Here is a 25,860-nt window from a genome sequence, read left to right on the forward strand (position 1 = left end):
TCGTTTGTGTATGCCCCGGGCAAGGGCGCCTTATCTGAAGTTGATGGCCTCGCCCCGGCTGCTTTCGTCGAACTGCCCCAGGTTGTAAATCAGGCGGCCGTTGCAGAGCGTCTGCCGTATCTGCCAGCTGAAGCGGTGCCCCAGCAGCGGGCTCCATTTGCATTTGCTCTGTATCGTGCGCTCCGTAACGGTCCAGGGCGAATGCGGCTTCACGATAACAATGTCGGCCTTGCAGCCCTTGCGGAGGTATCCGCGGCCGTTTACGCCGAACAGCCGGGCCGGGTTGTGGCTCATAAGCTCGACAAGCCGCTCGATGGTAAGCACCTTCCGGTCAACCAGCTCCAGCATCAGGGGCAGCGAGAACTGCACCATCGGCATGCCCGAGGCGGCCTTGGCGCATCCGCCCTGCTTGTCGGCAAGCTCGTGGGGGGCGTGGTCGGTGCCTATGCAAGTTATGCGTCCGTCGGCCAGCGCTTTGCGTAATGCGGCGCGGTCGGCATCCGTCTTCACGGCCGGGTTGCACTTGATGCGTGCGCCAAGGTCGTGATAATCGGCGTCGGAGAAAAAGAGATGGGCCGGTGTAGCCTCCATCGTAATCTGCGGGAGAGCCTCGGCAGGGGCGTTGGCAGTTATCAGTTCCAATTCGGCTGCTGTACTTACATGGGCTATGTGGAGGCGGGTGCCGTTCTCGCGGGCCAGCCTTACGGCCAGCGAACTGCTGTTGAAGCAGGCTTGGGCCGAGCGGATGAGCGGGTGGAGCGCTATGGGCGGGTCGTCGCCATACCGTTTTTTGGCCTCGCTCATGTTGCGGTTGATGAGGGCGGTGTCCTCGCAATGCGTCATTACAGGCAGCCCTAAATCGGCTGCGGTGCGGAATACAAGGGCCAGGGAGTCCGTCTTGTCGACGAGCATGTTGCCCGTGCTGGCTCCCATGAAGAGCTTGATGCCGGGAATGCTGTGGCAGTCCAGCTGCTTGAAAAGCGGCGCATTGTCGTTTGTGGCGCCAAAGAAAAAGCTGTAGTTTACGTGGCTTTTCTCGCGTGCAAGTGTAAACTTGCTGGCCAGCGCCTCCGGAGTAGTGGTCTGGGGCACGGTGTTGGGCATCTCGAAGTAGGACGTTACGCCTCCGTAAGCTGCCGCCCGGCTCTCGCTCCCGATGTCGCCCTTGCGCGTAAGTCCGGGCTCCCGGAAGTGCACATGCTCATCAATGACGCCCGGTAAAACAAAACACCCCGTGGCATCTACTTCTTGATTGTAGCTTCCACGGGGAGTTTTCGTATCTTCGATAATCTCAGCAATACGGTCGTTTTCTGTCACGATGTCGGCCTTGAATGACCGTCCCTCGTTTACTACCGTCCCACCAACAATCCTTATCTTCATCTATTTGTCATTCGTTTCTTACTTGTCAGTTAGCCTGCGGGGCTTCCGACGGCTTTGCCAGGTCGCTGGGCGTAGGAGCGGGAGCCGTCTCCGGCTGCACTGCTGCAGGCGGGGCCTGCGGTGCGGGAGTATCTTTCAGGCCGTTCATAATCTGCTCGTTCTCCTGTGCTTTCTGATAGTAGTCCTTCACGTAGGGGTCTTTTTTGAAGTTATCGGTGGCCTTGCTCATGATGTCTTCTATCCAGGGAGTGAGCATGGGATATTCGTTGCCTATGGTGACCAGGAAGAACACGCCTGCTCCCAGCACGTTGTCGAAGTTCTCGGTCACGAAGTTTGTCACCAAATCGTCCTCCTGCTTGGACAGTTTCATGGCCTCGGCATTGAGGTGGGCATTAACGGCATCCATGTCGCCGCCATTCATGATGGCCTGGTCATGCCTGTGTACGAGTTCTGCCTCCTGGTTTTTAAGTTGCGTGTATTTATTGAAGAACTTGAAAAGTTTATCGTTCAGAGGGGTTCCGCTCACGTTCTGCTGGGTGTTGTCTATCTTTATCAGGATGTCTCCACCTTCCAAGACCAGCGGCAGTACGCTTTCATCATCCATGAAGATGCTGGCCATGCGCACGGAGTCTACGGTACCGGAGAAGCTGAACTGGCCATGCACAACATCGCAGGAATCCAGATTCTTGAAGTCATTATTCTTCAGAACCTTGAGGTACAGCTTGCGTCCATCCAGGGTGGAAACATTTGAGCTCCCCTGAATATCAAAGGTATCCGCACACGAAGTGAGCGCCAACAGAGTGATAAACGCGTATAATACTTTATTCATAAACCGTTTTCTTGTTCTTGTCTGACAAAGGTAATATCTATAATTGATGTAGAGAAAGATTTTTATGCAAATTAAATGAAATTCTTGCTCTTTTATAATTTTTTGGGAATTTCATTCTTTGCCCTCTTCTTTCCGTAATTCATGAGCCAGCCGGTGGGTGGTATATATCTCCAGAATGGCGGCTATGAGCAGCAGAATTACCCACTTGTTGTACACGTACTGGATGTAGTTAAGATAGCCACTGCCGCTCCGATTGTTGAACAGAGGCAGCAGGAACTGATACGCGGAGTCGGCCATGAGGATGCCGGAGAGCACGAAGAACAAGTCTGCTATGCCCTGAATGCTCTTCAACCTGCGGATAACGGGGTTGTTGCCCTCGTAGCTTTGCATGAGCTGCATGAGCGAGAAAAGAACCGTGCCCAGCAGGAACACCCAGCACACCACTTTCTCCTGCCACATGAAAGCGTAGCAACCTGCGCCAATGACCATCAGCACGCCTCCGGCCAGAAATATCAGACTTTGAGTCTTATTCAGTTGTTTCATTTTGTTCTTCAGTCGGTTTCTCGTCGTCGCTCAGTACGAAGATATCCTCATCCGATGCCTTCATGAAGTAGCGTTCGCGTGCTATCTTCTCTATGGCCTTGGGATTTCGCTTGATTTCACGCAGCTTCTTGGCATCGGCATCGTGCTGTTTGTTGTACTTGGATATCTGCACTTCGAGGTCGTCTATCTGCATTTCGTACTGGATTCGCTTCATGAAGCTGTTCTCATCGAGAAATCCGACGACGAGAATGCCCAGCACAACCACGATAAGATACTTATAATGGCTGAGGAAACTCCAAACTACACGTAGACGACTGTTCATATTGTTTCTCTTTCCGGGTGCAAAAATAGGAAATATAATTGAGATTCTCGACTTTTTTAGTTACTTTTGCAAGCAACAAGATGAAAATAAAATGGAAAACTATATCGTATCGGCACGCAAGTACCGCCCGATGACATTCGACTCCGTTGTGGGCCAGGCAGCCCTTACTACCACGCTGAAGAATGCCGTGAAGAGCGGAAAGTTGGCCCACGCCTATCTGTTCTGCGGCCCGCGCGGCGTAGGCAAAACAACCTGTGCCCGCATCTTCGCCAAGGCCATTAACTGCGAGAACCCCTCTGCCGACGGCGAGGCATGCAACCAGTGTGAGAGCTGCAAGTCCTTTAATGAGGGCCGTTCGTACAACATCTTCGAACTCGACGCAGCCAGCAACAACTCCGTCGAGAACATCAAAAGCCTGATGGAGCAGACGCAAATTCCGCCGCAGACGGGCAAGTACAAGGTGTTCATCATCGACGAGGTGCACATGCTGTCGCAGGCTGCATTCAACGCATTCCTCAAAACACTTGAGGAGCCGCCCGCGCATGTCATCTTCATCCTCGCCACTACAGAGAAGCACAAGATTCTACCCACCATCATCAGCCGCTGCCAGATATATGATTTCGAGCGGATGACGGTTTCCGAAATAATCAACCACCTGAAGATGGTGGCCCAGAAGGAATCCATAAGCTACGAGGAGGAGGCCCTCAACGTGATAGCAGAGAAGGCCGACGGCGGCATGCGTGATGCCCTTTCCATCTTCGACCAGGCCGCCAGCTTCTGCCAAGGCAACATCACGTACCGCAAAGTGCTCGAAGACCTCAACGTACTCGACAGCGACAACTACTTCCGCATTACCGACCTGGCCCTGCAGAACAAGGTTCCCGACATCATGCTTCTGTTCAATTCCGTTATCGAGAAAGGCTTCGACGGCGGCAACATGATGAACGGACTGGCCTCCCACATGCGCAACGTGCTCATGGCCAAGAACCCCGAGACGCTGCCCCTGCTGGAGGTGAGCGAGCAACAGCGGCTCAAGTACAGCGAGCAGGCACAGAAGTGCCCCGCTACATTCCTCTATAAAGCGCTGCAGATACTCAACAGCTGCGACATCAACTACCGCCAGAGCAGCAACAAACGGCTGCTGGCAGAGCTCACGCTCATACAGGTTGCGCAGATTACCCAGCCCGAGGACGAAGACGTGCCCGGCGCGGGGCGCAGCCCCAAACGATTGAAATCCCTGTTCAAGAACCTGATAGTATCTCAGCCCCAGGCAGCCTCCAGGGTGGTTGCCGCTGAGAAGCCGATAGCCCGCCCCACGAAGGCAGCGCGCCACCGGGATGCTGTCCCCACGCCTTCGGCTACCCCCCAACCTGTTGAAGACACTGCCGCCAACTCCAAGCCCGTGCTGAAATTGGGCGCCATCGGCATGACCTTCAAGGACATCCTGCGAGGTCCTGACAAGCCCGACTATGCCAAGGACAAGGAAGAAGAACAGCCCGCCCCGGATGAACAGCACGCGTTCACCCAGGACGAGCTGGAACTGCAGTGGATTGCCATGTGCAACCGCATGCCACGGCAGTACACCGGACTGGCGCAGCGCATGAAGAACATGACGCCCGTCATAACCAACTATCCCAACGTGGAGATAGTGGCCGACAACCCACTGCTGCTTGACGACATCAAGCAAATAGAGGGGCGCATCCATGCCACGCTGTCGCGCGGACTGCACAACAGCGACATGAAGCTCTCCATACGCCTGGCCAAACCCGAGGAAGTGAAGAAGATACTGACCAAGCGCGAGGTTTTCGATGAAATCAGAAAGAAGAACACAGCCATCGAAAAGCTACGCAACGCCCTCAACCTCGAACTCACCTGAACCCTTAAATGAGCGGCATACCGCTGCGCTCACACTCCTCACGCATTTCTGCAGGCCAGATGCTGGCCTGTATCTCGCCTATATGAGCCTTGTGGAGCATGAGCATGCAGAGCCTGCTCTGACCGATACCGCCGCCAATGCTCAGCGGGAGTTTGCCCTCGAGCAGCTGCCGGTGGAAGTACAGTTGCTCCCTTTCTTCCTCGCCCTCTATCTTCAGCTGGCGCAGCAGAGCTTCCTTGTCTACGCGGATACCCATTGACGAAAGCTCGAACGAGCGCTCCAGCACGGGGTACCAAATCAGTATGTCGCCGTTCAGCCCCTGCTTTCCGTTCTCGGCAACTGTCGACCAGTCGTCGTAGTCGGGCGCGCGTCCGTCGTGCTTTTCGCCGTTGCTCAGCTTGGCTCCTATGCCGATGAGGAACACGCAGCCGTACTTGCGGCAGATGGCGTCTTCACGTTCCTTGGCGCTCATGTTGGGATACATCTGCAGCAAGTCTTCGCTATGAACGAAGTGAATGGTGCGAGGCAGGAACGGCTTGAGCTGTGGATAGCACTCGCAGGCCAGATATTCCGTGCGCAGTACGGCCGAGTAGATGCGCTCTACCACGTCTTTGAGGAACTGCAGCGTGCGGTCCTGGGCCGTGATAACAGCCTCCCAGTCCCACTGGTCAACATAGAGAGAGTGCAGGTTGTCCAGCTCCTCGTCGGCGCGAATGGCGTTCATGTCGGTGTAGATGCCGTAGCCCGGCTCTATGCCATACTCGGCCAGCGTGAGGCGTTTCCACTTGGCGAGCGAGTGAACCACCTCTGCACGGGCGTCGTTCAGGTCCTTGATGGGGAAGGAGACAGGCCGCTCCACGCCGTTCAGGTCGTCGTTTATGCCCAATCCCTTGAGCACGAAGAGCGGTGCCGTTACGCGGCGGAGCCTCAGCTCGGTAGCGAGGTTCTGCTGGAAGAAGTCCTTTATCAGTTTAATGCCCTGCTCGGTCTCTCGTTTGTCGAGCAGAGCGCGGTAGCCTTCCGGTTTAATCAGTTTACTCATAACTACTAACTTAAATCCTGTAATTTTGCTTGCAAAGATAGCGATTAATTGATAAAATGCAAGCGGATAGTCTGCTTTATTAGTCGTTTTGCCTGTTGTTAGTTTGTTTTTCTGTCGTTTTTGTTTGTTCCGAGGCTGTTAAAAGGCTTCTCGGTCATGTCCTTCCTTCTTTTATAATGGATGAGTCTGCCGTAATGGCTCTTCTCTTTGGAAAGGGGAGGTTAGGAGGGGATGATGCCTGCAACAGGCCTGTTATTTCTTGCTATGTGGTCATCCCCTCCTCCGCCTCCCCTTTCCAAGGGGAGGATACTGGTTTGTCTTGTGGCTATTCTTTGATTATCAACATTTTGACATCAGAAAGTTTGTCGCTGCGATTCCTCCCCTTAGAAAGGGGAGGGTAGGTGAGGATGATGCCTGCAGCAGGCCTGTTATTTCTTGCTATGCGGTCATCCCCTCCTCCGCCTCCCCTTTCCAAGGGGAGGATACTGGTTTGTCTTGTGGTTATTTTTTAGCTATCAGTCTTTTGACATCAGAGAGTTTGTCGCTGCAATTCCTCCCCTTAGAAAGGGGAGGTTAGGAGGGGATGATGCCTGCAGCAGGCCTGTTATTTCTTGCTATGCGGTCATCCCCTCCTCCGCCTCCCCTTTCTAAGGGGAGGATACTGGTTTGTTTTGTGGCTATTTTTTAGCTATCAGTCTTTTGACATCAGAGAGTTTGTCGCTGCGATTCCTCCCCTTAGAAAGGGGAGGTTAGGAGGGGATGATGCCTGCAACAACGTTTTGAACCGACATAAAAAGAGATTTTTGACACCTACTTGTAATTTGTTAGAAATCAGCAAATTATAGATGAGGAAGTAAAAGGTGTCTTTCAAGCCTCTTGAAAGGCACTTTTAAGCGCCTTGAAGGTATGCTTCAAGCTCCTTGAAGCATACTTCCATGTAACGAGGTACAATTCTGTTACTTTGTCTCTGCAAGTTAAAGACAAAATAGCGAAACTCAAATGGCAGCGTAACTGGTGCTTAAAAACATAGTAACAAAATAACATTCAGTATCAAAAAACTACTCTGTTACTCTGTCTTTAACGATAAGGAGCGAGCCGGCAGCAATCCCGTTGCAATAAAAAAACACTCTGTTACTTTGTCTTTTATCATCTTGAGACAGGGTAACAGAGTATTTACGGGCGGCAAGTGGTGGGCGGAGGCTTTACTGGAAGCCCCAGGCGCGCTTCACGCTCTCGGCGCTGAGCGACTCTACATGGTTCTCCACGTCGTCGGGCAGATTGCAGAAGAAGTCGATGCCGGTGAGTTGCTGCAGGGTAGAGATGTTGATGATGTAGTTGCTCAGGTTGTCGCTGCTTTTGTCGACGTTGAGGTGCTCAGCCCAGAAAGCCAAGGCCTTGTAGCCCTGCTTGTTCTTGCCCAGCAGCGCCATGAAGAAGTAGCGGGGCACGATGAATCCACTCTTGGTGCGCCCTACTATCTGGCTGCCGTTGTCGATGGTGCCGCCCTTGCACACGTAGAGCGTGTCTACCGACTTGGCCAGCGAGCGGACGCGGTCTTCCATTTTCATCCATATCCCCCCGTTGAAGTTTCCCACCTGCGGCATCATGTTGGTCATGTAGAACGTCTGCTCGTTGGCTTCCTGCGAATAGACCCTGTCCTCGGATGCACAGATGTGCCCGCGCTGGTAATAAGAGTTGGAGTTGGGGTAGTAACTGCCGCTGAATTCGCCCCTCACGTTGGGCTGCTCGCCCAGCGGTACGAGTGGGTCGGGCTGGAAGGGGTCGCCTCCCCAGCTGGTTCCTTCCCACTGGTAGCGGCTCCAGTTCTTCACGGCGTTGTCCTTGTAAATCCGGAAGCAGGTCCAGCGCTGCGCCCTTTTCTGGTGGTCCCACTCCAAGGCGTAGGTCATGCCGTACTGGGCCGTGCGGTGCACGATTACCTGACTGGTGCCGCCCTTTACGCGTGGAAATTCCAATCGCAGGATGTCGGCCGGGGCTGAAGCAGCAATCTTGTTGCCGTTCTCGTTCTTTACGGTGTTGCTGCCGCCGTTATCGGTGCCGTTGTCGTTGCCACTGCAGGCAGCAAGTGCCATCAAAAGGGGCAGGGAATAGATAATAATCTTGAGTTTGTGCATGGTTTGGTGTGGGTTTGAAAAAGCAAAAGTGCGGCCTAACGTATATGCAACTACGTTAGGACGCACTTCTTTTTGGGAATATATACTTACCGAACAGATATATTACTTCTTCAGCTTACCGTAGCGGTTCATGAAGCGGTCAACGCGTCCTGCTGTGTCTACGAGCTTGCTCTTGCCTGTATAGAACGGGTGAGAGGTGCTTGAGATTTCGATTTTTACCACCGGGTAAGTTTCTCCTTCAAATTCTACTGTCTCTGTGCTCTTGCATGTAGAACGTGTAAGGAACATATCGCCGTTGGACATATCCTTAAATACGACGGGGCGATAGTTTTCTGGGTGAATACCTTTTTTCATTGTAATCTAAATATATTTGTTATTAATTGATTTGCTACACAACGTAACAGGGTGCAAAATTACAAAGAATTATGCACCCTGCCAAATATTTTGAGAATATTTTTAGTTGGCGTAAGTAATTGTCATGGAGACAATTCGCAGCTGCTTGGTGCCGCCTGTACCCTCTGCGCCGTTGGTCAGGGTGAGGCTGGTGGCATTGATGCCGCTCACGGTGTAGACAAGTTTGTCAAGGGCTACCGTACCCGGAGCCGACTTGAGCAGCCCCTCGGCCGTGTAGTCAGTGCCGTTGTAAGAGTCGCAGTTGAGTGTGATGCTGGCTATCTTCTTGCCCGATACGATGTCTACCTTGTTGGTTGGATACATGCGGATGGTGCCGTCACCGGCTGTATAGAACTTCGGTGCATTGGTGTTGGTGCCCTTGTCAAAGGTCAACTTGGTACCGTCGGCCAGCGTCTGCGTGCCCATGTCCTTGGCGTTCTCTAACTTGAAGTCGGCTGCCTTGACAGTGATGGTGTTGCCCGAAACGGTTCCTATGCCTCCGGTTGTGCCCGGAGTTGTGCTGCCGGGGGTAACAATCTTGCTGTTCTTGTCAATCTCCGGCGTACCGTTGTAGCTCTTGAGCAATCCGTTAACCACCACGGTTTCTCCTACTTTCAGGTCGTCCTTGCTGGCAAAGTCGGCTCCGTCCTTACCCTTGCCGGAGTAAATCTGCAGCTGGCCGGTGGTGGTGCCGTCGTCTGAAATATAGTAGGTAATGCTCTTGTACGTGCCATTGTATGACTTAATCTCGGAGATGGTGCCCTTTACAAATACCTCTTTGCTGTAAGTGGGGTCGGCAGTAACGAGACTGATGGCCTGGGCCACGGTGAGCGGAGACTCGGCTGTACTCTCCTGCGAGCCGGGAGTGCTGGCGCCGGAGATGGATATCAGCTTGTTTTCCTTGTCAATCTCAGGTTTGCCGTTGTAGTCCTTGAGAATTCCGAAAATCACTACGCTCTGGCCTACTTTCAGGTCTTCCTTGCCTGTAAAGTCGGCTCCGTTGAGTCCTTTGCCCGAATACACCTGCAGGTCTTTGGCCTTGCCGTCGTCCGAAATGTAATAGGTAATGCTCTTGTACGTTGCGTTGTAGGATGTTACCTCGGAGATGATGCCTTTTACGTAAACGCCCTCTGACGGGGCTGTGCCGTCCTTTATCTTGGCAATAGCTTCGGCTACGGTGTATGCGGTCTCAGGTGTATTGGTCTCGGCGGGCTTAGCCGTCTGGCCGTTCAGTGAGTAGATGTAGTTGCCGGAGGTGAATTCCTTGGTGCCGTTGAAGTCTACGAGCTTGCCGCAAACAACTACCTTGTCGCCAATCTTGATTTCATCTTTGCTGGTGAACTTCTTGTTTCCCAGGGCGTAACCGCGGTACACGGTGAACTGCCCCTTGGTGGTACCGTCGTCGGAGATGAAGTATTCGGCATTGCCATAGTTGGAAGTGTCTATGCTCTTAATCTCTGATATGGTGCCTTCAACGTACACCACCGCGTTTGCATCGCCTCCGCTGGCGATGTAGTTCTCGGCTCCGGCCACGTTAAACGGATGTTCCACGGTGCCGTCTCCCTTGGGTTCAGCGGTCTGGGTAGGATTTTCGGTATTTTCAAATGGCCAGCCGTAAGGCATCGGCACATCTTCGCAGCTGGTAAAAGTCATGGCAACAAGCGCCATGGCAAGCATTGAATAAATGAGTTTTTTCATATTTCTATCTGTTTTTATTTCCTGTTCTGTTGTCTGATGTTAACTATTCAAGAGAGGTAATCTTGTTGTTGGCACCTACTTCGGGTGTCCCGTTGTAGTCTATGAGCTTGCCTACGAGAGTTACCTTCTGGCCTGCCTTGATTTGATCTGCAGCTGTAAAGTCGGCTCCGTCCAGGTACTTGCCGCGGAACACCTGCAGCTCGTTGTTGGCCGTACCGTCGGTTGAGATGTAGTAAGTGGCGTTGTGGTACTGCGTGCTCACTTCGGTCACTCTGGAGATAATGCCGCTGATGTAGATATTCTTGTTGGCATCATTGGCTCCGTTGGCAACAAGGCTCAGCGCTCTGGTTACGTTGTAGGGCGACTCCTCGGTGCCCAGGCCGGTTCCGTCGATGTTGGCGTACGGGTCGGTAACAACCTCCACGTCGGCCAGTGAGCGGATAATGATTTCCCAAGTGTTGTTGTAACGCTTGATGATGCCGGTGATATTCAGCTTTGCATTGGGCAAAACGGCGTTCGCAAAGTCAGCAAAGTTGCTGTTGTACAGCATCACGTTGCTGCCTTGTTCTACGAAATACCAGCTCTTGGAGCCTGCTCCGGCGTTGGCATTGGCGTAGGTGGAGTCGCGCGACCAGAAGAGGGGAGTTACGTTTCTGAGCACTCCCAGCTTGCCGCCGTCTTTGTTCAGGTCCCATGTCGTGGGCTGGGCGCCGTTGGCAAAGAGTTCGGGCGTAACGGTGTTGCCGGTACTCAGTATCTTGTAATGCTTGTCCCAGGTGACCCGGCTCATGCGCCCCACGTAGGTGGAGCCGCTGGCATTGGTCGTGGGTACGCCTATTTCGGCCTGCAATCCGTAGTTGCCTACATAGAGATCCTTGAGGTCTACGAGCACTTCTGTGCCCACCGGCAGGAAGCCGTAGATACCTCCCTGGGCCACGGCGATGATGACGGCCCCCGTTTCATCCTGCAGGGCAATCTCGTTGTAGATGTTTCCGGCTTCGTCGCTGCTGGTAATGATGCCTTTGATTTTGATGTCATCGGTTACCTGGCGGTAGCTGTTGCCGTCTCGATAGTCGGTAGATATCTCTTTGGCAAACTGCTCTTTCAGCTGGGCGATGGTGATGACATTGGTCTCGGTAATCTCCTGATTGCCGAACGGAGAGGTCTCTCCCTGCGGGTCGGCATAGCTGTCGCCCATGCACGAAGCCATGAGCAGCCCGGCAAAAGCTAAGGTAATGTATTTTAATGTTTTCATTTCGATGTGCTTTTAGAATCTGTATGAAACCTGGAACATGCCGTTGGTTCCGAATACGTAATACTTCTTTGGGTTCCTGGAGAACTTGTAGGCGCGGTCGGTACGCGTGCCGTCGTCTTTCAGGGTGTAGTCGCTGCGGCTCTGTTCGTAGCCTCCCGAGACGATTGTCTGGTTGTTCAGGATGTTGGTAACCATGAGGTTGAAGTTCAGCGAGCCGTGCTTCAGGCGCAGCGACTTGCCGATGCTGCCGTCCAGCATCCAGCCTCCGTGCCCCTTGGCCTGTGCCGGGATGATGTATTCTCCGTCGTTGTCAATCGAACCACTGGTAATGAGCGTGCTCTTGTAGCGGTAGCTCGGTGCATAGGAAAGGTAGATGCGGTCGTACCAGTTGGCGTTCAGGTCGATGAACCAGCCGCCCTGGTGGAAGCTCAGTCCTGCGCTGGTAGCCGTGAGCGGGGTGCCGTTCTCGCGCATACCTTTATTATATAAGGTCTCTGATGTGTAGTTGGCCGACGTTGAGTTGAGGTAACGCACGTTGGCGTTGTTGATGTTCTTGGCCTCGCTGATGGTTCCTATCGTCTTCAGGTCAAGGAAGCTGGTGAGCTTGAACTTCAATCCGGCCTCCACGCCGTAGTACGATTTCTTCACGTTAGTCATGGAGACATAGGAGAAGGAGTTGATATCGTCGAAGTAATAGTTCTGCCATTCGGTTACGTTCGTCAGCCTGCTGTAGTATGCGTTCACGTTGGCATTGAGCCAGGAGTTCTTGTACTGGTAGCCTACCTCGGAACTGAAGACGCGCTCATTGCGCAGATTGTCTACGAAGTCGTTGTTCATTTCGGGCGAAACAAAGGCAGTATTGGCCTGTGGAGCTCTGTGCTCGTAGCCTATACCCAGCATGATGACATGGCCGTGGCCGAAGTCGTAGTTGCTTCCGAACTTGAAGCCGCCCGACAGGAAGTTGGACTGCTTGCTCTTGCCGAATGAGTTGTCGGCGAACATACCGTTGCGCATGTAGCCTTTACGGTACATGTTGTCGTACGCCAGCTTGGCGGCAACGGTGTAATGCAGCCGTCCGATATTCTCGGTATAGCTGCTCCAGAGCAGTCCGCGGCGCACGGTAAGGTCATAGTCATAGCCGAACTTGTCGCCTTCGTAGATGAGTTTGCCCAGTCCCTGGGTGCCCACCGTGTTGAGGTCGTACTGCACGCGGGGGTCCGAAGCTGCGTAGGTGCCCACTGCGTAGGAGTTTACGTTGTGGAAGCTGCCGCCTCCCAGCATGTCGTCCATGGTCTGGTAATGGCGGCCGCGGCTCTGACCAAGGACAATGCCCAGGTTGAACACCTTGTTGCGGTCTATGTGTGTGCTGAACGTAGAGCTTAGGTTAGTGGTCAGGGCGTCGTTGTGTTTGGCCTGTACATAGTACATCAGGTCCTTGTTCTGCTCCCTGAGCTGGCCGTTGACGTAGTAGAGGCGGTCCCAGTTAACCTGCCTGTTAGCCTTGTCCTGCCACCAGTCGTAGGCGCCGTTCCAGTCGGCCAGTGCCTGTGCAGTACGGTAACGGGAGTCGTTCTCGTCCCAAACGTCGTAGTACGAGCTGGGCAGATTCTTCCAGTAATCGGGCTGTGGATTGTCGCCGTTGTTGTAGTTGAGCTTTGTGCTCTTGTACATGCTGTACTGCCCGAAGAGCGAAGTGGTGAGCTTGCTGTTGTTGTTGATGTCCCAGTCCCAGGTGAGCAGGGCCGACGGTGCGAAGTCGTTAACCACGCGCGAGTTGCGCCGGTGCCCGTTCTGGTAGCCCCAGTAGGGGTTGTAGGAATAGTCGTTGGCCAGCCAGTAAACCTCATCAGTCGACGCTCCCTGCGTGGAGCGCTCCGTCGGGTTGCCCCAGGTGGAGAGTGAGAGGCTGTGACCGTTGTTCCACTTCTTCTGTACACCGAAGTAGTACGACAGTGCATTGTAGAATGTACCCTCCACATAGCCCCGGTTGGCCCAGCGATACGTGAGGCCGGCAGCGAAAGCCCAGCCCTTGCTGTTGAACCCCGAAGCGTAGGTGTACATGCCGCGCAGGGTGTAGTTGCGGTTGGCCGCCGCTACCGAGGCATAGTTGCCCGTCTGCATGCTGCCTGCCCGCATGTTGTAGTTGTTGCTGCCCGCCATGCCGTTGAGCGAGAAGTTGTTGCTCTCAAAGGGCAGGGCAAAGTCCACGTTGCGTGTAAAGCGGTTCAGTCCTCCTATCTGCGAGTAGCGGAACTGACCCGTCTCCATGTCGTTTACCGGCGCTCCGTTGATATAGATGTCGTTGTATTTCTGGTTGAAGGCACGGTAGCGGAAGCGCACGGGAGAAAAGAGGAACCCCACCTCGCTGGCATACATGTTGGTTGTGGAGTTCAGAACGGTAACATTCTGCGACATGTTATCATCCTCTCCAAGCTGTGCTTCAGTGAACGTGAAGGCTGTCTCATCCATCGTCTTGGGTGCCTGGCTCTGCTGGTTGGTGTTCTGAGCCGCAACCAAAGATGAATAACAGAGTGCTATCACTGCTAATTTCAGCTTTTTCTGCATAGTCGATTGTTGATTAATAATTGTTATACTTTGACTGCAAAGTAACGAAATAAATTTTAAAAAAGAAAGTATTATTCATTAAATTTTCATGAAAAAGGTAATTTGTTCGGATATAATTACGATATTTGCAGAATAATTCAAGATATGATGAAAAGACAATCTATCCTGCTGGCATTAGCCTGCCTGCTCTGTCTGCCTGTCATGGCACAGAAAACCTACTCTGTTTACGCAGTGGGATTCTATAACCAGGAGAATTTATTTGACTGTATTCACGACGAAGGAAAGAATGATTACGAATTCCTGCCCTCCGGCTCCTACAAGTGGGATGAGCTGAAGTACACCCACAAACTGCGCAACATGGCCAAGGTGCTGGCCGAGATGGGCACCGACAAACTGCCCGGTGTGGGCTGCGCCTTCATCGGACTGAGCGAGGTGGAAAACGCCCACGTGCTGACTGATCTCGTGGCCCAGGAGCCGCTCAAGGCCCGCGACTTCCGGTTCTGCCATATCGAAGGGTCCGATGAACGCGGCATCGACTGCGCCCTCATCTACAATCCCAGCCTCTTCACCGTGCGCGATGTCAAGCTCGTACCCTACGTGCAGAGCCTGAAGAAAGACAGCGCCTACCACACGCGCGGCTTCCTCACCGTGAGCGGAACGCTGGCCGGCGAGCACGTTACGGCCGTAGTGTGCCACTGGCCGAGCCGTTACAGCGGCTCCTTCTACCGCGAGCAGGGGGCCAGCCAGGTAAAGGCACTCAAGGATTCGCTCCTTGCCGACGACCCCGACTGCAAGATACTGGTGATGGGAGACATGAACGACGACCCCACGAACAAAAGCATGCACGAGGTGCTATCGGCCAAGGAAGAAGTCGACATGGTTGGCCCAGGCGACATGTATAACCCCTGGTACAACCTGCTCGTTAAGCAGGGACAGGGCACCTTGACCTATGAGGGCAGCCCCAACCTCTTCGACCAGATTGTGATGACGCCCAACCTGCTCAACAAGAAGGGGCAACGCGACTACTCAACGCTCAAGTTCTGGACCAACCAGATATTCCGCCGCGACTATCTCTTCCAGTCCGAAGGCCCCTACAAGGGTTCCACCAAGCGCACCACTGCCGGTGGTGTGTGGCTCGACGGCTATTCAGATCACCTGCCCGTGGTGGCCTATTTTGTGAAAGAACAGAAGTAACATGCTTTTTCCTGCCGGCCTTTGCCGGCGGGAAACGGACATATATGCGATGACAGACCTAACTCCGAACCCCATCGAGGTTCACCCCTTTGAGCCGTTCCTGCCCGGAAATGCCAAGCTGCTCATGCTCGGCACCTTTCCGCCCGCTCCCAAGCGGTGGTGCATGGAGTGGTATTACCCCAACTTCCAGAACGACATGTGGCGCATCGTGGGCCTGTGTTTCTTCGGCGACAAGATGCACTTCGTGGACGCACGCCGCAAGACTTTCCGCGTGGAAGCCATCAAGGACTTCCTGCGGCAGCGTGGTATCGCCATCTTCGACACCGCCCTGCGCATACGCCGCACCAAGGGAACGGCCTCCGACAAGGACCTGGAAATCGTAGAGCAGGCCGACCTCGACGGCATGCTGCGCGCCCTGCCACAGTGCCGTGCCGTGCTGGCAGCGGGTCAGCTGGCCACGCAGGTGTTCATGGAACACTACAACATCCGCCACACACCCAAGATGGGAACCTACACCGAGTTCGGCTTCGAGGGCCGCACGCTGCGCCTGTACCGCGAGCCCAGCAGCTCGCGCGCCTACCCGCTGCAGGTGGAGAAGAAGGCAGAAGCCTATCGGACAATGTTTGACGAAATACTATAACAGATATACTATGAACGTAACAGACGACCATATCACCATCATCGGCATTGCCGGAGGCACGGGTTCGGGCAAGACTACCGTGGTTCGTAAAATCGTAGAAGCCCTGCCGCCCCACTTCGTAGCCGTTGTTCCGCTGGATTCTTACTACAACGACACCACTCACATGACCGATGAGGAGCGCCACAACATCAACTTCGACCATCCCGACGCCTTCGACTGGAAGCTGCTCAACAAGCAGATAAACGACCTGCGGCAGGGCATCGCCGTAGAACAACCTACCTATTCGTACCTGCTCTGCAACCGACTGCCGGAGACGGTGCACGTAGAACCCAAGCCCGTTATCATCATCGAGGGTATCATGACGCTCATCAACAAGAAGCTGCGCGACATGATGGACCTCAAAATCTTTGTAGACTGCGACCCCGACGAGCGCCTCATCCGCAACATACAGCGCGATACGATAGACCGCGGGCGCACTGTCTCCATGGTGGTTGACCGCTACCTGAAGGTGCTCAAGCCCATGCACGAGCAGTTCATCGAACCCACCAAGCGCTATGCCGACCTCATTATTCCGCAGGGAGGCGAGAATGCAAAGGGCATAGCCATACTGTGCAAGTACATTGAGGGCATTGTTCCGCCTACCGAGTAATATCCCGTTAGGTTCTTAAACGTATCTTTCGCGAACTTTCGACACCTGTCGCACAATCATGTGACACCTGTCGCACAATCGTGCGACACTTGTCAAAAGTTCCCGTAAACAGCAAACGGCACCCTCGGAGTGCCGTTTGCTGTTTCTGTTTGTAGGTTTCTTGGTCTGCGCTTTACGCGTGGAGCGGAGCGTGGGGGGAGCCGTCAGGGGTTCTGCTCCGGTTCCTGTGCCTCCTCCTGCGGTGCCTCTATGGCTTCTGCAGGCTGCGGGGCAGGTTGCTGCGGCACGTTCTTCTTGCGCTCGTGGTTTATCTTGATGGCGTTCACACACTCCACCACGCCGTAAAAAAGCATGCTCCAGCCAATGATGAAGAGCGGCGCGCTGGCAATGGCTGCTGGGTGAACGATGGCCACGATGCCTATCATGAGGATGATGGAGGGAAGGAGCCAGAAAACAAGTCCTACGTGGCCGCCCTTTGCAACGGTAGCAAGGTTCATGTATTGGTTGATGGCTCCCAGTATCAGAACGGCCGCCAGGATGTACATGAGCCATGTAATGAAGGTGTTGGGCATCAGCGCCAGGATGATGCCTAAGAACAGGCTGCCTATGCCCACGATGGGGAACACGGGCTTGCCGCCGGCTATCAGCCGCCCTTCGGCGTCGTAGACTTCGGTCTCCTGGGCATGGTGCTTGGCGCTGTAGTAGGATACCACGGATATAACTCCCGAGAGGAAGAACAGCACGCCGATGGCAATGGTTATCCACGTAACGGTTTGCTCGCGGTACAGAATAAGCAATACGCCTATAACGATGGCGCAAAGCGCACGGAAAAGGGAACTTCTGAAGACTTTCATAGGCAATTTATTTGTTGCAAAAATACAAACAATCTGCCAACCGTGCAATATTTTTTGTAATTTTGTAGCCTAAAACGCAGATGATGACAAAATTGTACTTAGTGCGCCACGGAGAAACTGTAGACAACGCCAAGCAGATATTGCAGGGGCAGGAACAGGGTGAACTCAATGCCACGGGCATCTCTCAGGCCCGCAAGGTGCGCGATGAACTGAGGGCGGAACCCATAGACGCCTTCGTGGCCAGCGACCTGAAGCGCTCCGTCGACACGTGTCGCATCATCGCCGAACCGCACAACTGCGAGGTTGTTACTACGCCGCTGCTGCGCGAACGCGACTGGGGAGACTTTACGGGCAAGTTCATTCCCGACCTCAAGGATGCCGAATGGCCCGGCAATGTGGAGACTATCGAGCATCTGCGGGCCAGGGCGCAGAACTTTCTTACATGGCTCAAGGTGGCTTATCCGGACCAGACGGTGCTCGCCGTGGGCCACGGCATCGTGAACAAAGCCATCCAGAGCGTGTACTACCGCAAGCCCATGAACGAGATACAGCGCATGACCAATGCCGACGTACGCGTGCTGCTGCTGTAGGAAACGGGCCCGCAGCGGGCATATACGGGGCAGGGAACCGTGCGGGTAACCAAAAAAAGAGACTTCCGGATAACCCGGAAGCCTCTTCCCTAAATAATAACTCTCTAATTATGAGATCCCGAAAAACAACTTTTTCTTTCTGTTTAACACCTATGTCTTTATTTTTATAGCAACTTTCTTGTTATCTGTGGCCTCCGAAGTGGCCGTTGGAAGAACCGCCGCCTCTCGTGGCGCCACCGCTGCGTCCCATGCTTCCGAAGCTGCCGCCGCTGCGTCCGGCACTTCCAAAGGAACCGCTATTACGGCTGCTTCCAAAGCTGCCGTTGCTGCGCCCCATGTTGCCGAAGCTGCCGTTGCTGCGGCTTTCGCCAAAGGAACCTCTGCTGCGGCTTTCGCCAAAGTTGCCGTTGCTGCGTGAGGGCGAGCCGAACGAGCGGGTGGGGGCTGTCTGGCGCTCCTGTGCCGAACGGCTGGGCGTGAAGGTGCGGTTAGGCGTCTGGTTCTCCGGACGGCCGAAGCTGCCTGACGAGCGTTCCTCTATCCGGTTGCTTCTTTCGCCGAACGAGCCTCTCTCCGTAGCCCGCGTGCTGCTCTGGCGCATGGTGTTGTTGCGCTGCAGGTTGTTGTCGGCGCGGCCGCCGAAGGTTCGGTTCTGCCTGTTCTCAAGCCTGCGGTTCTGGTTCTGGCGGTTCCAGTCGCGGTCGTAGTTGGCGTTGTTGCGTCCGTAGTCTCTGCTGCGTCCGCCGAAGGTTCTGCCTTTTCCGTAGTCGCCGCGGTCAAATCCGTCGCGCATGCCTATCCTGCGGTCGTTATGGCGCTGTCCGTAAGAGCGCCCGTGGTACCAGCTTCTGCCTCCGTTAGACCTCCAGCTGTGACCTCCGCGATACACAGTGTAGAAGTGGGGGCGCCCGAAGTAGTAGTAGGTACGGTGCGGGTAGCGGGCATAGACACGGAAGTGCCAGTAGCCGCCGTCCCAATACAACGGACGGTAAAAGTAGTTGGCAGCACAGAAGGCGCGGTATTGCCAGTCGAGCAAGATATAACTCAGGTCGAGGTTGCGCTGCGTCCAGTATGCTCCGTATATGTCGTTGTAATCGCTGATGCCCATCAGGTAGTCGAGATTTATCTCGTAGGCAGCCTCGTATTGGTCATCAGTCAGGTTCAGTTCATACGCCATCTTGTCCGTAAGGAAAAGAGCTTGTTCACGTGCCTGTTCGTAACTCATGGCGCTCACTGAAACCGTCAGTGTCAGCAGTGCTGTCAAGGCAATTATAAACTTCTTCATTTGCGTATCGTTTAAAATGTTCTGTTCTTTGTCTGATGCAAAAGTAACGCAAATCGGGAGGGCAGTGAAAGGATTTTCCCTAAATAGGCAGAGGAAAATCCCTACACTTTAAAATAATCATCACAATACGCCGTTATAAGTAGGAATAATGAAGAGGAATGAAGAGAATATCCGTCATCATGGCTTTGTTTCTTGCACTGACAGAGCTTCATGCACAATATTATTGGAAGAACAACACGGCTCCGGGCAAGCCTGAGCTTGCCAAGGGGCTGGAATACCGCGTGGAGATGCAGGGCTCGGTGTCGAAAGGCAAGACTCCCTTATGGCTCAATGCCAACAAGTACGGGCTAAGTTCACTGGAGAAAACAAACGGCTATTTGCGGGCGGCAGTTATCCGGCCGCTGTCCGTAGACTCTGCCCGCAGGTGGGCGATAGGCTACGGGCTCGACGTGGCCGGCGCCTGGCACTATACCAGCAAGCCCATAGTGCAGCAGGCGTACGGTGAGTTGCGCTGGCTTCACGGCCTGCTCACCGTGGGCAGCAAGGAGTATCCGATGGAGCTGAAGAACAACAGCTTGAGCAGCGGAGCACAGACTCTGGGCATCAATGCACGCCCCGTGCCGCAGGTGAGGCTCGCTTTGCCGGAATACTGGACGCTCCCCCTGCTCTACGGATGGCTGCACGTAAAAGGCCACATAGCCTATGGAAAGTTCACGGACAACAGCTGGAAGACGGAATTTACGCGCACCAGCAAGGCTCCTTACGCCACGGGAGCGCTCTACCACAGCAAGGCAGGCTATCTGAAGATAGAGAACCGACGGCAGGAGTACCCTTTCTCGTTCGAGATGGGGCTGGAGATGGTGTCGCAGTTCGGTGGAACGCGCCACGCGTACGATGAGAACGGCAACCTTACCGTTACCCAGGCGCCCCATGGATTGCGCTCTTACTGGGATGCCTTCTTACCAGGAGGCGCGGGAGTTGGCGAGACCACGTACCAAAATGTTGAGGGTAACCAGTTGGGAAGCTATGTGGTACGCTTCAACTGGGACTGTCCCAGTTGGGGCTTCAGCCTCTATGGCGACCATTACTTCGAAGATCACTCGCAGATGCTCTTCCTCGATTACGACGGCTATGGCACCGGCGAAGAGTGGAATACGAAAAAAGACAGGCGCTACGTGTCCTACGGTCTGCGTGATTTCATGGTGGGTGCGGAGCTGCGATTGCCGCGTTACCGCTGGCTGGACAATGCCGTCTTTGAGTTCATTACGACCAAGTACCAGAGCGGACCGGTTTATCACGACCGCACGCCCACCATCAGCGACCACATTGGAGGCCGCGACAGCTACTACAACCACTGGTGGTACAACGGCTACATGCACTGGGGGCAGGTGATGGGAAATCCGCTCTACCGCTCTCCTATATATAATACGGACGGCCTAATCCTGGTAGAGAACAACCGTTTTGTGGCCTGGCACGTGGGCTTCTCGGGCCATCCGTACCGCAACATGGGCTACCGCATGCTGGCAACTTACCAGAACGGATGGGGCGACTACGATCGCCCGTTTACCCACAGGCAGCACAACGTGAGCCTGATGGCCGAGATGCACTACCGCTTCTCGCTGCCCAAGTGGGGCAACTGGATGGTCAAGGGAGCCGCGGGAGCCGACTTCGGCGAGATTTTGGGCGACAACTACGGCGTGCAGTTCACGCTGACAAAATACGGACTGTTTAAGAGATGAAGAAAGAAATGAAGCCTCTCAGGATGTTGTTTTTCACGGTTATGCTCGCGTTGGCAGCCTCGTTGAGTTCCTGCAGCGTCGATGTAAACTCGCTGGGATCGGGCGATGTGTACGGTTATTGGCACCTGGAACGGGTAGACTCGCTGCAAAACGGGCAGCAGAAAGACGTGTCAGAGAACCGAATCTTCTGGATGTTCGAGGGCAAACTGCTGGAGATGAGCGACTACGACGGTGGTTACAACATCTACCTGCTGCGCTTCAGCCACTCGGGTGGCATGCTCGAAGTAAGCCAACCCTACATGTACGACCGCGAGAGCGGCGAGGGCGACCGCAAGGTAACTGACCCGCAGGAACTCAGCCACTACGGTATTAACGCCTTGGAAGAAAGATTTGAGGTGGAAAAGTTGAGCGATGGAAAGATGATACTAAAGAACCAGCTGGTAAAACTCTATTTTACCAAGTTCTAAAACTTCTTTCCGAAGAGGATATTCAGAATGGTTTCTGCAAGAATCTTGGCATCGAGAAACCAGGAGCGATGCGCTAAATAGTACAAATCCATCTCCAGTCGGGTGAGCATCTTGTCCATGGTGTCGGTGTAGCCGTTGTGCAGCGTGGCATACGATGTAACGCCCGGCCGTATCTGGTAGAGGTATTCGTAACGCGGGTCGTGCTGCATGATGAGGTCAATGAAGTACTTGCGCTCCGGGCGCGGACCGATGAAAGCCATGTCGCCCTTAAAGACATTCCACAGTTGCGGCAGCTCGTCGAGATGGTGGTCACGCAGAAATCTGCCCACCTTGGTCAGCCGTTCGTCGCCCTCCGTGTAGAGTTCCGGTCTCCCATCCTCAGCTCCCGGCTTCATGCTGCGGAACTTGTAGATGAAGAACGGCCTGCCGAAGCGCCCTATGCGTTCCTGCTTAAAGATGGCCGGGCCGCCGTCTTCGCGCTTCACGGCAATGTAGCAAATAGCGAAGAGGGGCGAGAGAAGCACCATGCCGATGGCGGCTAAGAGCATGTCTACAATGCGTTTCACGTTTCTTTCTATCTCGGTCATCCCGTCGGGAATATACGTTGTCTCGTTTGTCATCATATTTTTTTTAACGACAACTTGCTGTTTTTAGTGTCCGGACGGCATTACTTTCTAAGAAGTTTTAAGTAAATAACACGTCTGATTACATTTGGAACGAGGCGCAAACCGAACCTGATGCACACGTTACCCACGGCCCGGCCGAGACTGATGAACCCCATCCGGTGGATGTGCAGCTGGAAACGTATCTCCGCACAGCTGTATTTCAGCCCGCCGCGGCGGCTGAACATCTGTTCCGACTGGCGGAAGCAGAGCAGCGACTGCTGCAGGTTGTGCAGCCTGTAGCCTGCCAGCAGCAGCCGCACCCACAGGTCGTAGTCCTCGAAGTAGGGCTGCGTGCGGTAGCCGCCCACAGTCTCCACGGCGCTCTTGCGCAGCATGCAGGAGGGGTGGTTCACGGGGTTGCGGCTGCGAGCGAACCGCTTAATCTCCTCGTTCTGCTCGGGCACCTTGCGTGTAGACTTGATGTTCGAGGGGCGGTTGATGAATTCATCAATCCAGGAACCCACCACAGCCACCTCCGGATGCCGCTCCATGTACTGCACCTGCAGCCTGAAACGCTCGGGCTTGCTGATGTCGTCGGTGTCCATTCGGGCCACGAGGTCGCACGTGCAGTGCCTCAGTCCCTCGTTGAGTGCATAGCCCAGCCCCCTGTTCACGTTGTAGGAAACCACCCGCAGGTTGCCGTGTTCGGCCTGCAGGCGGTGCACCAGCTCGTAGAGAGCAGGCGTCAGCCTTCCGTCCTCCACCAGCACAACCTCCTTGGGTGCCAGTGTCTGCGTGTAGATACTGTCGAAGCACTGGCGCATGTATTCAGGTTTCTCCTTGGCGTAGACTGCCAGCAGGACAGCAAATTCAGTCATTCTCGGGTAGTGATTGCAGTTAACGGTCGGAGCGGGCAGGTTATACTTGCAGCCAGTCGGCGCACATTGGCGAGCTGGCTCCCTCCAGGTTCATCCATTTAGCAGGGCCTATCACGGTTTTGCCGGCATACGGGTTGAGCCATGCAGCCCACCAGGAGAACGACGAGTTGGCAATTATCTGGTGCCGGCATAGGCTCATCAGCTGCATGTCGCGGTAGCTCTCTTGCCCCCGGTTCCAGTCAACAAACAGCACCTTCTTCCTTTCTCTTATCGTTGCAAAGTATTGGCGGCACCATGCCATGTCGTTGGAAAAAACCACGTACACGTCGGGGTTCACGCGTGCCTCGGTCAGGTGGATGGCCCGGTCGTAATAGCCGGCCGGACAGGTGCCGCGAAACAGCGGGTCGGTAAGATAGTCGCCGCGGCGCACGTGTATGCCCACACTGTTGCCGGTCGTAACGGTTTGCAGCACGGCTCGGTTGCGCTCGTCGGTTAAGTCGGGAAAGGCGAACGCCGCTCTCACCCTCTCGCCGATGGCGCTGAAGTAGCTCTCGTGCTGCCAGTAGCCGTCGTAGTAACCGATGGAGGTGCGGTCGAAGAGGTCGTCTACAGGCTTCATGTCGGCCTGCTCCACCAGCATTGTCCTGCGCGCGGGCAGCAGTCTGTGGCCTGCCTTCCAGCTCAGGTAGTTGGGGTAGGGGTAAGCAACGCGGGCGATTTCGCACAGCGAGGCCGCTGCATACCTGACATTGAAGATGCGGGGCAGCTCGAAGCCGTAGTGTTTCCTATAACCACGGAAGCAGTGCAGGTCGAGTTTTACCTCTTCGTCCTCAAACCTGTGCTGCAAGGAGAGTGCCAGCGCGTACTGAAACATCTGGTTCCCAAGCCCTCCTATGATTTTAACAATGCGCATGTTTCTTTGTTCCGTGTTCCAAAGTTGCCGCTTGCAGCGGCGCAGGCTGCCTAATGCGCGGCAAGTGCTCCACTATTACCGGTGGCTTACAGCATGCAGCCACATGTACAGCCTGCTCATTATAAGAAAGAACGAGGCACCCGGCCGGCCCCTATATTTGCTCCTTAATGTCGTGTAGTCCTGCGAGTAGGCCTTGGTGATGTTTATCCGGTTGGTTATCTTGTCTGCGTGTTCATGGAATGAGAGAACGTACAGACGGGGCTCGAACACCGTCTTCCTTTTAGCCAGAAGGCGATAGTACCACTCTGCATCCACAAGCCACAGCAGCCTGCTGTCGAACTGTTGGAGACACCGCCGTGCAAAGCAGAGGCAGGCGCACGGGCCTATATAGTTGCAGCACAGCAGCGAGGCCGGCCGTGAGAGCAGCAGCCGGCGCAGGGCGTTGTGCCTTTTGGCAACGGTACAGCCCCCTTTGCTGACTTTCACTCCCGTAACGGCAACCTCCGTTCCGCCGTCCATCAGCTCGCGGAGGCACTGCAGATGGCGGGGCGACTCAAACGCCTCGTCGTGGTGCAGCAGGATAACGTACTGCCCGCCGGTCAGCGACAGGCCGTAGTTCCAGTTGCTTACGGCTCCTCGGGGCGGCACGTTGTGGTGGTAGCGTAGCTGCGGCAGCGGGTTCTGACGTACAAACTCCTCTATTGCGTTGTCGGTAGAATCGTCCACAACTATCACCTCATAGTCCTGTACAGTCTGCCTGCGCACCGACTGCAAGGCCTGGCAGAACAGCTGCAGGTTATTGTAGGTGGGGATGATGATGGAGAACAGAGGAGCGTCAGCCATAGAAGTGGTACGTTTCGAGCCCAATCCATTCGGGGCGGTACAGTACATAGAAGATGTAAGAAGCGACCAGATACAATGCGGCCAGCGCGTTATATTTGCCTTGTATCTTGCTCCCCGTTCCGTATAAGTTGGAGATATAGGCAATGATATAGGGCAACAGATAAATGGAAAATCTGCTAAATACAAACATCCTGATGGAAAGCAAGGCCACAATCAGGTTCAGGAGGCACACCAAACTCAGCGTGTTGCTCTCTTGCCTCACCTCTTCATTATCTATTTGCAGGTGCTTCTTGAGGTAATTGGAATAGACGTAAAGAACCAAGGCGTTGGCAGTATTGAAGATGCCCACGGCCGAGAAGAACCCTTTCTCTGCCGATTTATCCAGATAAACCGTATCTGCCGCTCCCCTGTAATAAAAGGTGAGTATAGCCTGCAAAGAAACAAACAGCACTACGGCCCCGCCTATTGCAAGGTATTTAATCCGCTTGTTTTGGCGCGGATACTTGTAAAACAGAATGAAAAGTACCATCAGCAAAGCCGAGAAATGGAAAGTGTAGGCTATCAAAACGGCCAGGGAATAAAGCAGAAACCTCCTCTTCTCCAACAGCGGATGTGACAGCAGAAGGATGCTCATCGCTATACCCTGGCGTATGGCTATGAACTGGTAGTAAACCTGCAGGGTTGCAACCAGCAGAAATAAGGACACCATCATTCTGGAAGAATTCCTGTACAAAAACAGCATGATGGCTGTGAGTACGATGGCGGTGTTGATGATATTGAAGACCAGAAAGCTGGAAGAGATATACCGATGGATAAATTGCTGATAGATGACATAACCGGATTCCAGCCTCTCGTGCGGCTTGATGTGGTAAAAAGGAAGGTGGTCGTTTATCCTGTTGAAGAAATATGCGTACGTGTGAGTATCGGCTAAGACGTTGCTGTCCCTGAAAGCAAAGAAGACAAAGAACTGGACCGTGAACAGAATAAGGGCCACTCTGTTCCTTTCCTTGTGGTTTGAAATCAGGCTGGAGAGCAGTATGACTTCAATGATGGTGATGACAAGAAATATGATAGGTATCATTCAACGTTCTTAAATGTATCCTTCAAGCGCCTTGAAGCATACCTTCGGCGGGCTTGAAGCATAGCTCTTGTTTTTGTGCTCTGT

At 54.1% G+C, this 25,860-nt stretch carries 24 protein-coding genes; 7 read left to right on the forward strand and 17 right to left on the reverse strand.

From position 1 onward, the window contains the following. Nucleotides 1–30: 30 nt before the first annotated feature. From BMW31_RS03955 to BMW31_RS03970, 4 genes are all read right to left on the reverse strand, one after another. Nucleotides 31–1,380 (reverse strand): dihydroorotase, encoded by a 1,350-nt coding sequence (locus BMW31_RS03955; RefSeq protein WP_091821320.1) that lies wholly within the window; start codon nt 1,378–1,380, stop codon nt 31–33. A gap of 25 nt (nt 1,381–1,405) precedes the next feature. Beyond that, nucleotides 1,406–2,209 carry a DUF4369 domain-containing protein gene (locus BMW31_RS03960; RefSeq protein ID WP_091821323.1) on the reverse strand — a complete coding sequence of 268 codons (804 nt, stop codon included), beginning with the start codon at nt 2,207–2,209 and terminating at the stop codon, nt 1,406–1,408. A gap of 111 nt (nt 2,210–2,320) precedes the next feature. Then, entirely contained in the window at nt 2,321–2,752 is a 432-nt protein-coding gene (locus BMW31_RS03965; RefSeq protein WP_091821326.1) for a hypothetical protein, read from the reverse strand. Beyond that, nucleotides 2,736–3,074, reverse strand: a complete 339-nt coding sequence (locus BMW31_RS03970; protein ID WP_091821330.1) for an FtsB family cell division protein — start codon at nt 3,072–3,074, stop codon at nt 2,736–2,738. Before BMW31_RS03970 ends, BMW31_RS03965 begins: the two co-directional genes overlap by 17 nt. Before the next feature lie 91 nt (nt 3,075–3,165). Here BMW31_RS03970 and BMW31_RS03975 point away from each other — a divergent pair, with 91 nt between their 5' ends. After that, nucleotides 3,166–4,950 (forward strand): DNA polymerase III subunit gamma/tau, encoded by a 1,785-nt coding sequence (locus BMW31_RS03975; RefSeq protein WP_091821333.1) that lies wholly within the window; start codon nt 3,166–3,168, stop codon nt 4,948–4,950. Nucleotides 4,951–4,954: 4 nt separating this feature from the next. On the opposite strand, the gene asnA is transcribed toward BMW31_RS03975, so the two are convergent. The 6 genes from asnA to BMW31_RS04005 all read right to left on the reverse strand — a co-directional run bounded on the left by asnA (nt 4,955) and on the right by BMW31_RS04005 (nt 14,038). Continuing rightward, nucleotides 4,955–5,992 (reverse strand): aspartate--ammonia ligase, encoded by a 1,038-nt coding sequence (gene asnA, locus BMW31_RS03980; RefSeq protein ID WP_091821336.1) that lies wholly within the window; start codon nt 5,990–5,992, stop codon nt 4,955–4,957. Between the two features lie 1,202 nt (nt 5,993–7,194). Then, nucleotides 7,195–8,127, reverse strand: coding sequence for a DNA/RNA non-specific endonuclease (locus tag BMW31_RS03985; RefSeq protein WP_091821339.1), 933 nt, complete (start codon nt 8,125–8,127; stop codon nt 7,195–7,197). 102 nt (nt 8,128–8,229) lie between these two features. Then, nucleotides 8,230–8,481 (reverse strand): type B 50S ribosomal protein L31, encoded by a 252-nt coding sequence (locus BMW31_RS03990; RefSeq protein ID WP_091821342.1) that lies wholly within the window; start codon nt 8,479–8,481, stop codon nt 8,230–8,232. A 102-nt stretch (nt 8,482–8,583) separates the two neighbouring features. Next, complete coding sequence (locus tag BMW31_RS03995; protein WP_143049144.1) at nt 8,584–10,218, reverse strand: OB-fold nucleic acid binding domain-containing protein; 1,635 nt, start codon at nt 10,216–10,218, stop codon at nt 8,584–8,586. A gap of 43 nt (nt 10,219–10,261) precedes the next feature. Continuing rightward, nucleotides 10,262–11,473 (reverse strand): DUF5689 domain-containing protein, encoded by a 1,212-nt coding sequence (locus BMW31_RS04000; protein ID WP_091821348.1) that lies wholly within the window; start codon nt 11,471–11,473, stop codon nt 10,262–10,264. Between the two features lie 12 nt (nt 11,474–11,485). Further along, nucleotides 11,486–14,038 carry a TonB-dependent receptor gene (locus BMW31_RS04005; protein ID WP_091821351.1) on the reverse strand — a complete coding sequence of 851 codons (2,553 nt, stop codon included), beginning with the start codon at nt 14,036–14,038 and terminating at the stop codon, nt 11,486–11,488. Nucleotides 14,039–14,185: 147 nt separating this feature from the next. Between BMW31_RS04005 and BMW31_RS04010 the strand changes: the two genes are divergently transcribed. Genes BMW31_RS04010 through udk form a run of 3 tightly spaced genes read left to right on the forward strand, consistent with a single transcriptional unit; the run spans nt 14,186 to nt 16,521 of the window. Then, complete coding sequence (locus BMW31_RS04010; RefSeq protein ID WP_091821456.1) at nt 14,186–15,232, forward strand: endonuclease/exonuclease/phosphatase family protein; 1,047 nt, start codon at nt 14,186–14,188, stop codon at nt 15,230–15,232. A gap of 49 nt (nt 15,233–15,281) precedes the next feature. Next, nucleotides 15,282–15,872 (forward strand): uracil-DNA glycosylase family protein, encoded by a 591-nt coding sequence (locus tag BMW31_RS04015; protein ID WP_091821354.1) that lies wholly within the window; start codon nt 15,282–15,284, stop codon nt 15,870–15,872. Between the two features lie 10 nt (nt 15,873–15,882). Then, nucleotides 15,883–16,521, forward strand: coding sequence for a uridine kinase (gene udk, locus BMW31_RS04020; RefSeq protein WP_091821357.1), 639 nt, complete (start codon nt 15,883–15,885; stop codon nt 16,519–16,521). A 203-nt stretch (nt 16,522–16,724) separates the two neighbouring features. Here udk and BMW31_RS04025 read toward each other — a convergent pair whose 3' ends face one another. Beyond that, nucleotides 16,725–17,375, reverse strand: coding sequence for an HdeD family acid-resistance protein (locus BMW31_RS04025; RefSeq protein ID WP_091821359.1), 651 nt, complete (start codon nt 17,373–17,375; stop codon nt 16,725–16,727). 83 nt (nt 17,376–17,458) lie between these two features. On the opposite strand from BMW31_RS04025, the gene BMW31_RS04030 reads away from it, so the two are divergent. After that, complete coding sequence (locus BMW31_RS04030) at nt 17,459–17,965, forward strand: histidine phosphatase family protein (protein ID WP_091821459.1); 507 nt, start codon at nt 17,459–17,461, stop codon at nt 17,963–17,965. Between the two features lie 181 nt (nt 17,966–18,146). Here BMW31_RS04030 and BMW31_RS04035 read toward each other — a convergent pair whose 3' ends face one another. Beyond that, entirely contained in the window at nt 18,147–19,250 is a 1,104-nt protein-coding gene (locus tag BMW31_RS04035; protein ID WP_091821360.1) for a hypothetical protein, read from the reverse strand. A gap of 158 nt (nt 19,251–19,408) precedes the next feature. Here BMW31_RS04035 and BMW31_RS04040 point away from each other — a divergent pair, with 158 nt between their 5' ends. Both BMW31_RS04040 and BMW31_RS04045 read left to right on the forward strand, forming a co-directional pair. Further along, a complete protein-coding gene (locus BMW31_RS04040) occupies nt 19,409–20,989 on the forward strand; it encodes a capsule assembly Wzi family protein (protein WP_091821364.1) in 1,581 nt (526 codons plus the stop codon). Next, nucleotides 20,986–21,456 (forward strand): lipocalin-like domain-containing protein, encoded by a 471-nt coding sequence (locus tag BMW31_RS04045; RefSeq protein WP_091821367.1) that lies wholly within the window; start codon nt 20,986–20,988, stop codon nt 21,454–21,456. The genes BMW31_RS04040 and BMW31_RS04045 overlap by 4 nt, the downstream gene beginning before the upstream one ends. Here BMW31_RS04045 and BMW31_RS04050 read toward each other — a convergent pair. The 5 genes from BMW31_RS04050 to BMW31_RS04070 all read right to left on the reverse strand — a co-directional run bounded on the left by BMW31_RS04050 (nt 21,453) and on the right by BMW31_RS04070 (nt 25,776). Beyond that, nucleotides 21,453–22,076, reverse strand: coding sequence for a sugar transferase (locus BMW31_RS04050; RefSeq protein ID WP_091821462.1), 624 nt, complete (start codon nt 22,074–22,076; stop codon nt 21,453–21,455). The genes BMW31_RS04045 and BMW31_RS04050 overlap by 4 nt on opposite strands. A 47-nt stretch (nt 22,077–22,123) precedes the next feature. Further along, nucleotides 22,124–22,939 carry a glycosyltransferase gene (locus BMW31_RS04055; protein WP_091821370.1) on the reverse strand — a complete coding sequence of 272 codons (816 nt, stop codon included), beginning with the start codon at nt 22,937–22,939 and terminating at the stop codon, nt 22,124–22,126. A 40-nt stretch (nt 22,940–22,979) separates the two neighbouring features. Continuing rightward, nucleotides 22,980–23,852: an alpha-1,2-fucosyltransferase gene (locus BMW31_RS04060; RefSeq protein ID WP_091821372.1), complete on the reverse strand. Its 873-nt coding sequence runs from the start codon at nt 23,850–23,852 to the stop codon at nt 22,980–22,982. 75 nt (nt 23,853–23,927) lie between these two features. Further along, complete coding sequence (locus tag BMW31_RS04065; RefSeq protein ID WP_177166265.1) at nt 23,928–24,695, reverse strand: glycosyltransferase family 2 protein; 768 nt, start codon at nt 24,693–24,695, stop codon at nt 23,928–23,930. Then, nucleotides 24,688–25,776: an EpsG family protein gene (locus BMW31_RS04070; protein ID WP_091821378.1), complete on the reverse strand. Its 1,089-nt coding sequence runs from the start codon at nt 25,774–25,776 to the stop codon at nt 24,688–24,690. Before BMW31_RS04070 ends, BMW31_RS04065 begins: the two co-directional genes overlap by 8 nt. Nucleotides 25,777–25,860 lie beyond the last annotated feature (84 nt).

It is taken from the genome of Prevotella sp. kh1p2 (genome assembly GCF_900111525.1).
GTDB lineage: Bacteria > Bacteroidota > Bacteroidia > Bacteroidales > Bacteroidaceae > Prevotella.

Bases quoted from the DNA above. Each gene is read 5' to 3' on its own strand.
- BMW31_RS03955 (WP_091821320.1), bottom strand. From the start codon at position 1,380: ATGAAGATAAGGATTGTTGGTGGGACGGTAGTAAACGAGGGACGGTCA.
- BMW31_RS03960 (WP_091821323.1), bottom strand. From the start codon at position 2,209: ATGAATAAAGTATTATACGCGTTTATCACTCTGTTGGCGCTCACTTCG.
- BMW31_RS03965 (WP_091821326.1), bottom strand. From the start codon at position 2,752: ATGAAACAACTGAATAAGACTCAAAGTCTGATATTTCTGGCCGGAGGC.
- BMW31_RS03970 (WP_091821330.1), bottom strand. From the start codon at position 3,074: ATGAACAGTCGTCTACGTGTAGTTTGGAGTTTCCTCAGCCATTATAAG.
- BMW31_RS03975 (WP_091821333.1), top strand. From the start codon at position 3,166: ATGGAAAACTATATCGTATCGGCACGCAAGTACCGCCCGATGACATTC.
- asnA (WP_091821336.1), bottom strand. From the start codon at position 5,992: ATGAGTAAACTGATTAAACCGGAAGGCTACCGCGCTCTGCTCGACAAA.
- BMW31_RS03985 (WP_091821339.1), bottom strand. From the start codon at position 8,127: ATGCACAAACTCAAGATTATTATCTATTCCCTGCCCCTTTTGATGGCA.
- BMW31_RS03990 (WP_091821342.1), bottom strand. From the start codon at position 8,481: ATGAAAAAAGGTATTCACCCAGAAAACTATCGCCCCGTCGTATTTAAG.
- BMW31_RS03995 (WP_143049144.1), bottom strand. From the start codon at position 10,218: ATGAAAAAACTCATTTATTCAATGCTTGCCATGGCGCTTGTTGCCATG.
- BMW31_RS04000 (WP_091821348.1), bottom strand. From the start codon at position 11,473: ATGAAAACATTAAAATACATTACCTTAGCTTTTGCCGGGCTGCTCATG.
- BMW31_RS04005 (WP_091821351.1), bottom strand. From the start codon at position 14,038: ATGCAGAAAAAGCTGAAATTAGCAGTGATAGCACTCTGTTATTCATCT.
- BMW31_RS04010 (WP_091821456.1), top strand. From the start codon at position 14,186: ATGAAAAGACAATCTATCCTGCTGGCATTAGCCTGCCTGCTCTGTCTG.
- BMW31_RS04015 (WP_091821354.1), top strand. From the start codon at position 15,282: ATGACAGACCTAACTCCGAACCCCATCGAGGTTCACCCCTTTGAGCCG.
- udk (WP_091821357.1), top strand. From the start codon at position 15,883: ATGAACGTAACAGACGACCATATCACCATCATCGGCATTGCCGGAGGC.
- BMW31_RS04025 (WP_091821359.1), bottom strand. From the start codon at position 17,375: ATGAAAGTCTTCAGAAGTTCCCTTTTCCGTGCGCTTTGCGCCATCGTT.
- BMW31_RS04030 (WP_091821459.1), top strand. From the start codon at position 17,459: ATGACAAAATTGTACTTAGTGCGCCACGGAGAAACTGTAGACAACGCC.
- BMW31_RS04035 (WP_091821360.1), bottom strand. From the start codon at position 19,250: ATGAAGAAGTTTATAATTGCCTTGACAGCACTGCTGACACTGACGGTT.
- BMW31_RS04040 (WP_091821364.1), top strand. From the start codon at position 19,409: ATGAAGAGAATATCCGTCATCATGGCTTTGTTTCTTGCACTGACAGAG.
- BMW31_RS04045 (WP_091821367.1), top strand. From the start codon at position 20,986: ATGAAGAAAGAAATGAAGCCTCTCAGGATGTTGTTTTTCACGGTTATG.
- BMW31_RS04050 (WP_091821462.1), bottom strand. From the start codon at position 22,076: ATGACAAACGAGACAACGTATATTCCCGACGGGATGACCGAGATAGAA.
- BMW31_RS04055 (WP_091821370.1), bottom strand. From the start codon at position 22,939: ATGACTGAATTTGCTGTCCTGCTGGCAGTCTACGCCAAGGAGAAACCT.
- BMW31_RS04060 (WP_091821372.1), bottom strand. From the start codon at position 23,852: ATGCGCATTGTTAAAATCATAGGAGGGCTTGGGAACCAGATGTTTCAG.
- BMW31_RS04065 (WP_177166265.1), bottom strand. From the start codon at position 24,695: ATGGCTGACGCTCCTCTGTTCTCCATCATCATCCCCACCTACAATAAC.
- BMW31_RS04070 (WP_091821378.1), bottom strand. From the start codon at position 25,776: ATGATACCTATCATATTTCTTGTCATCACCATCATTGAAGTCATACTG.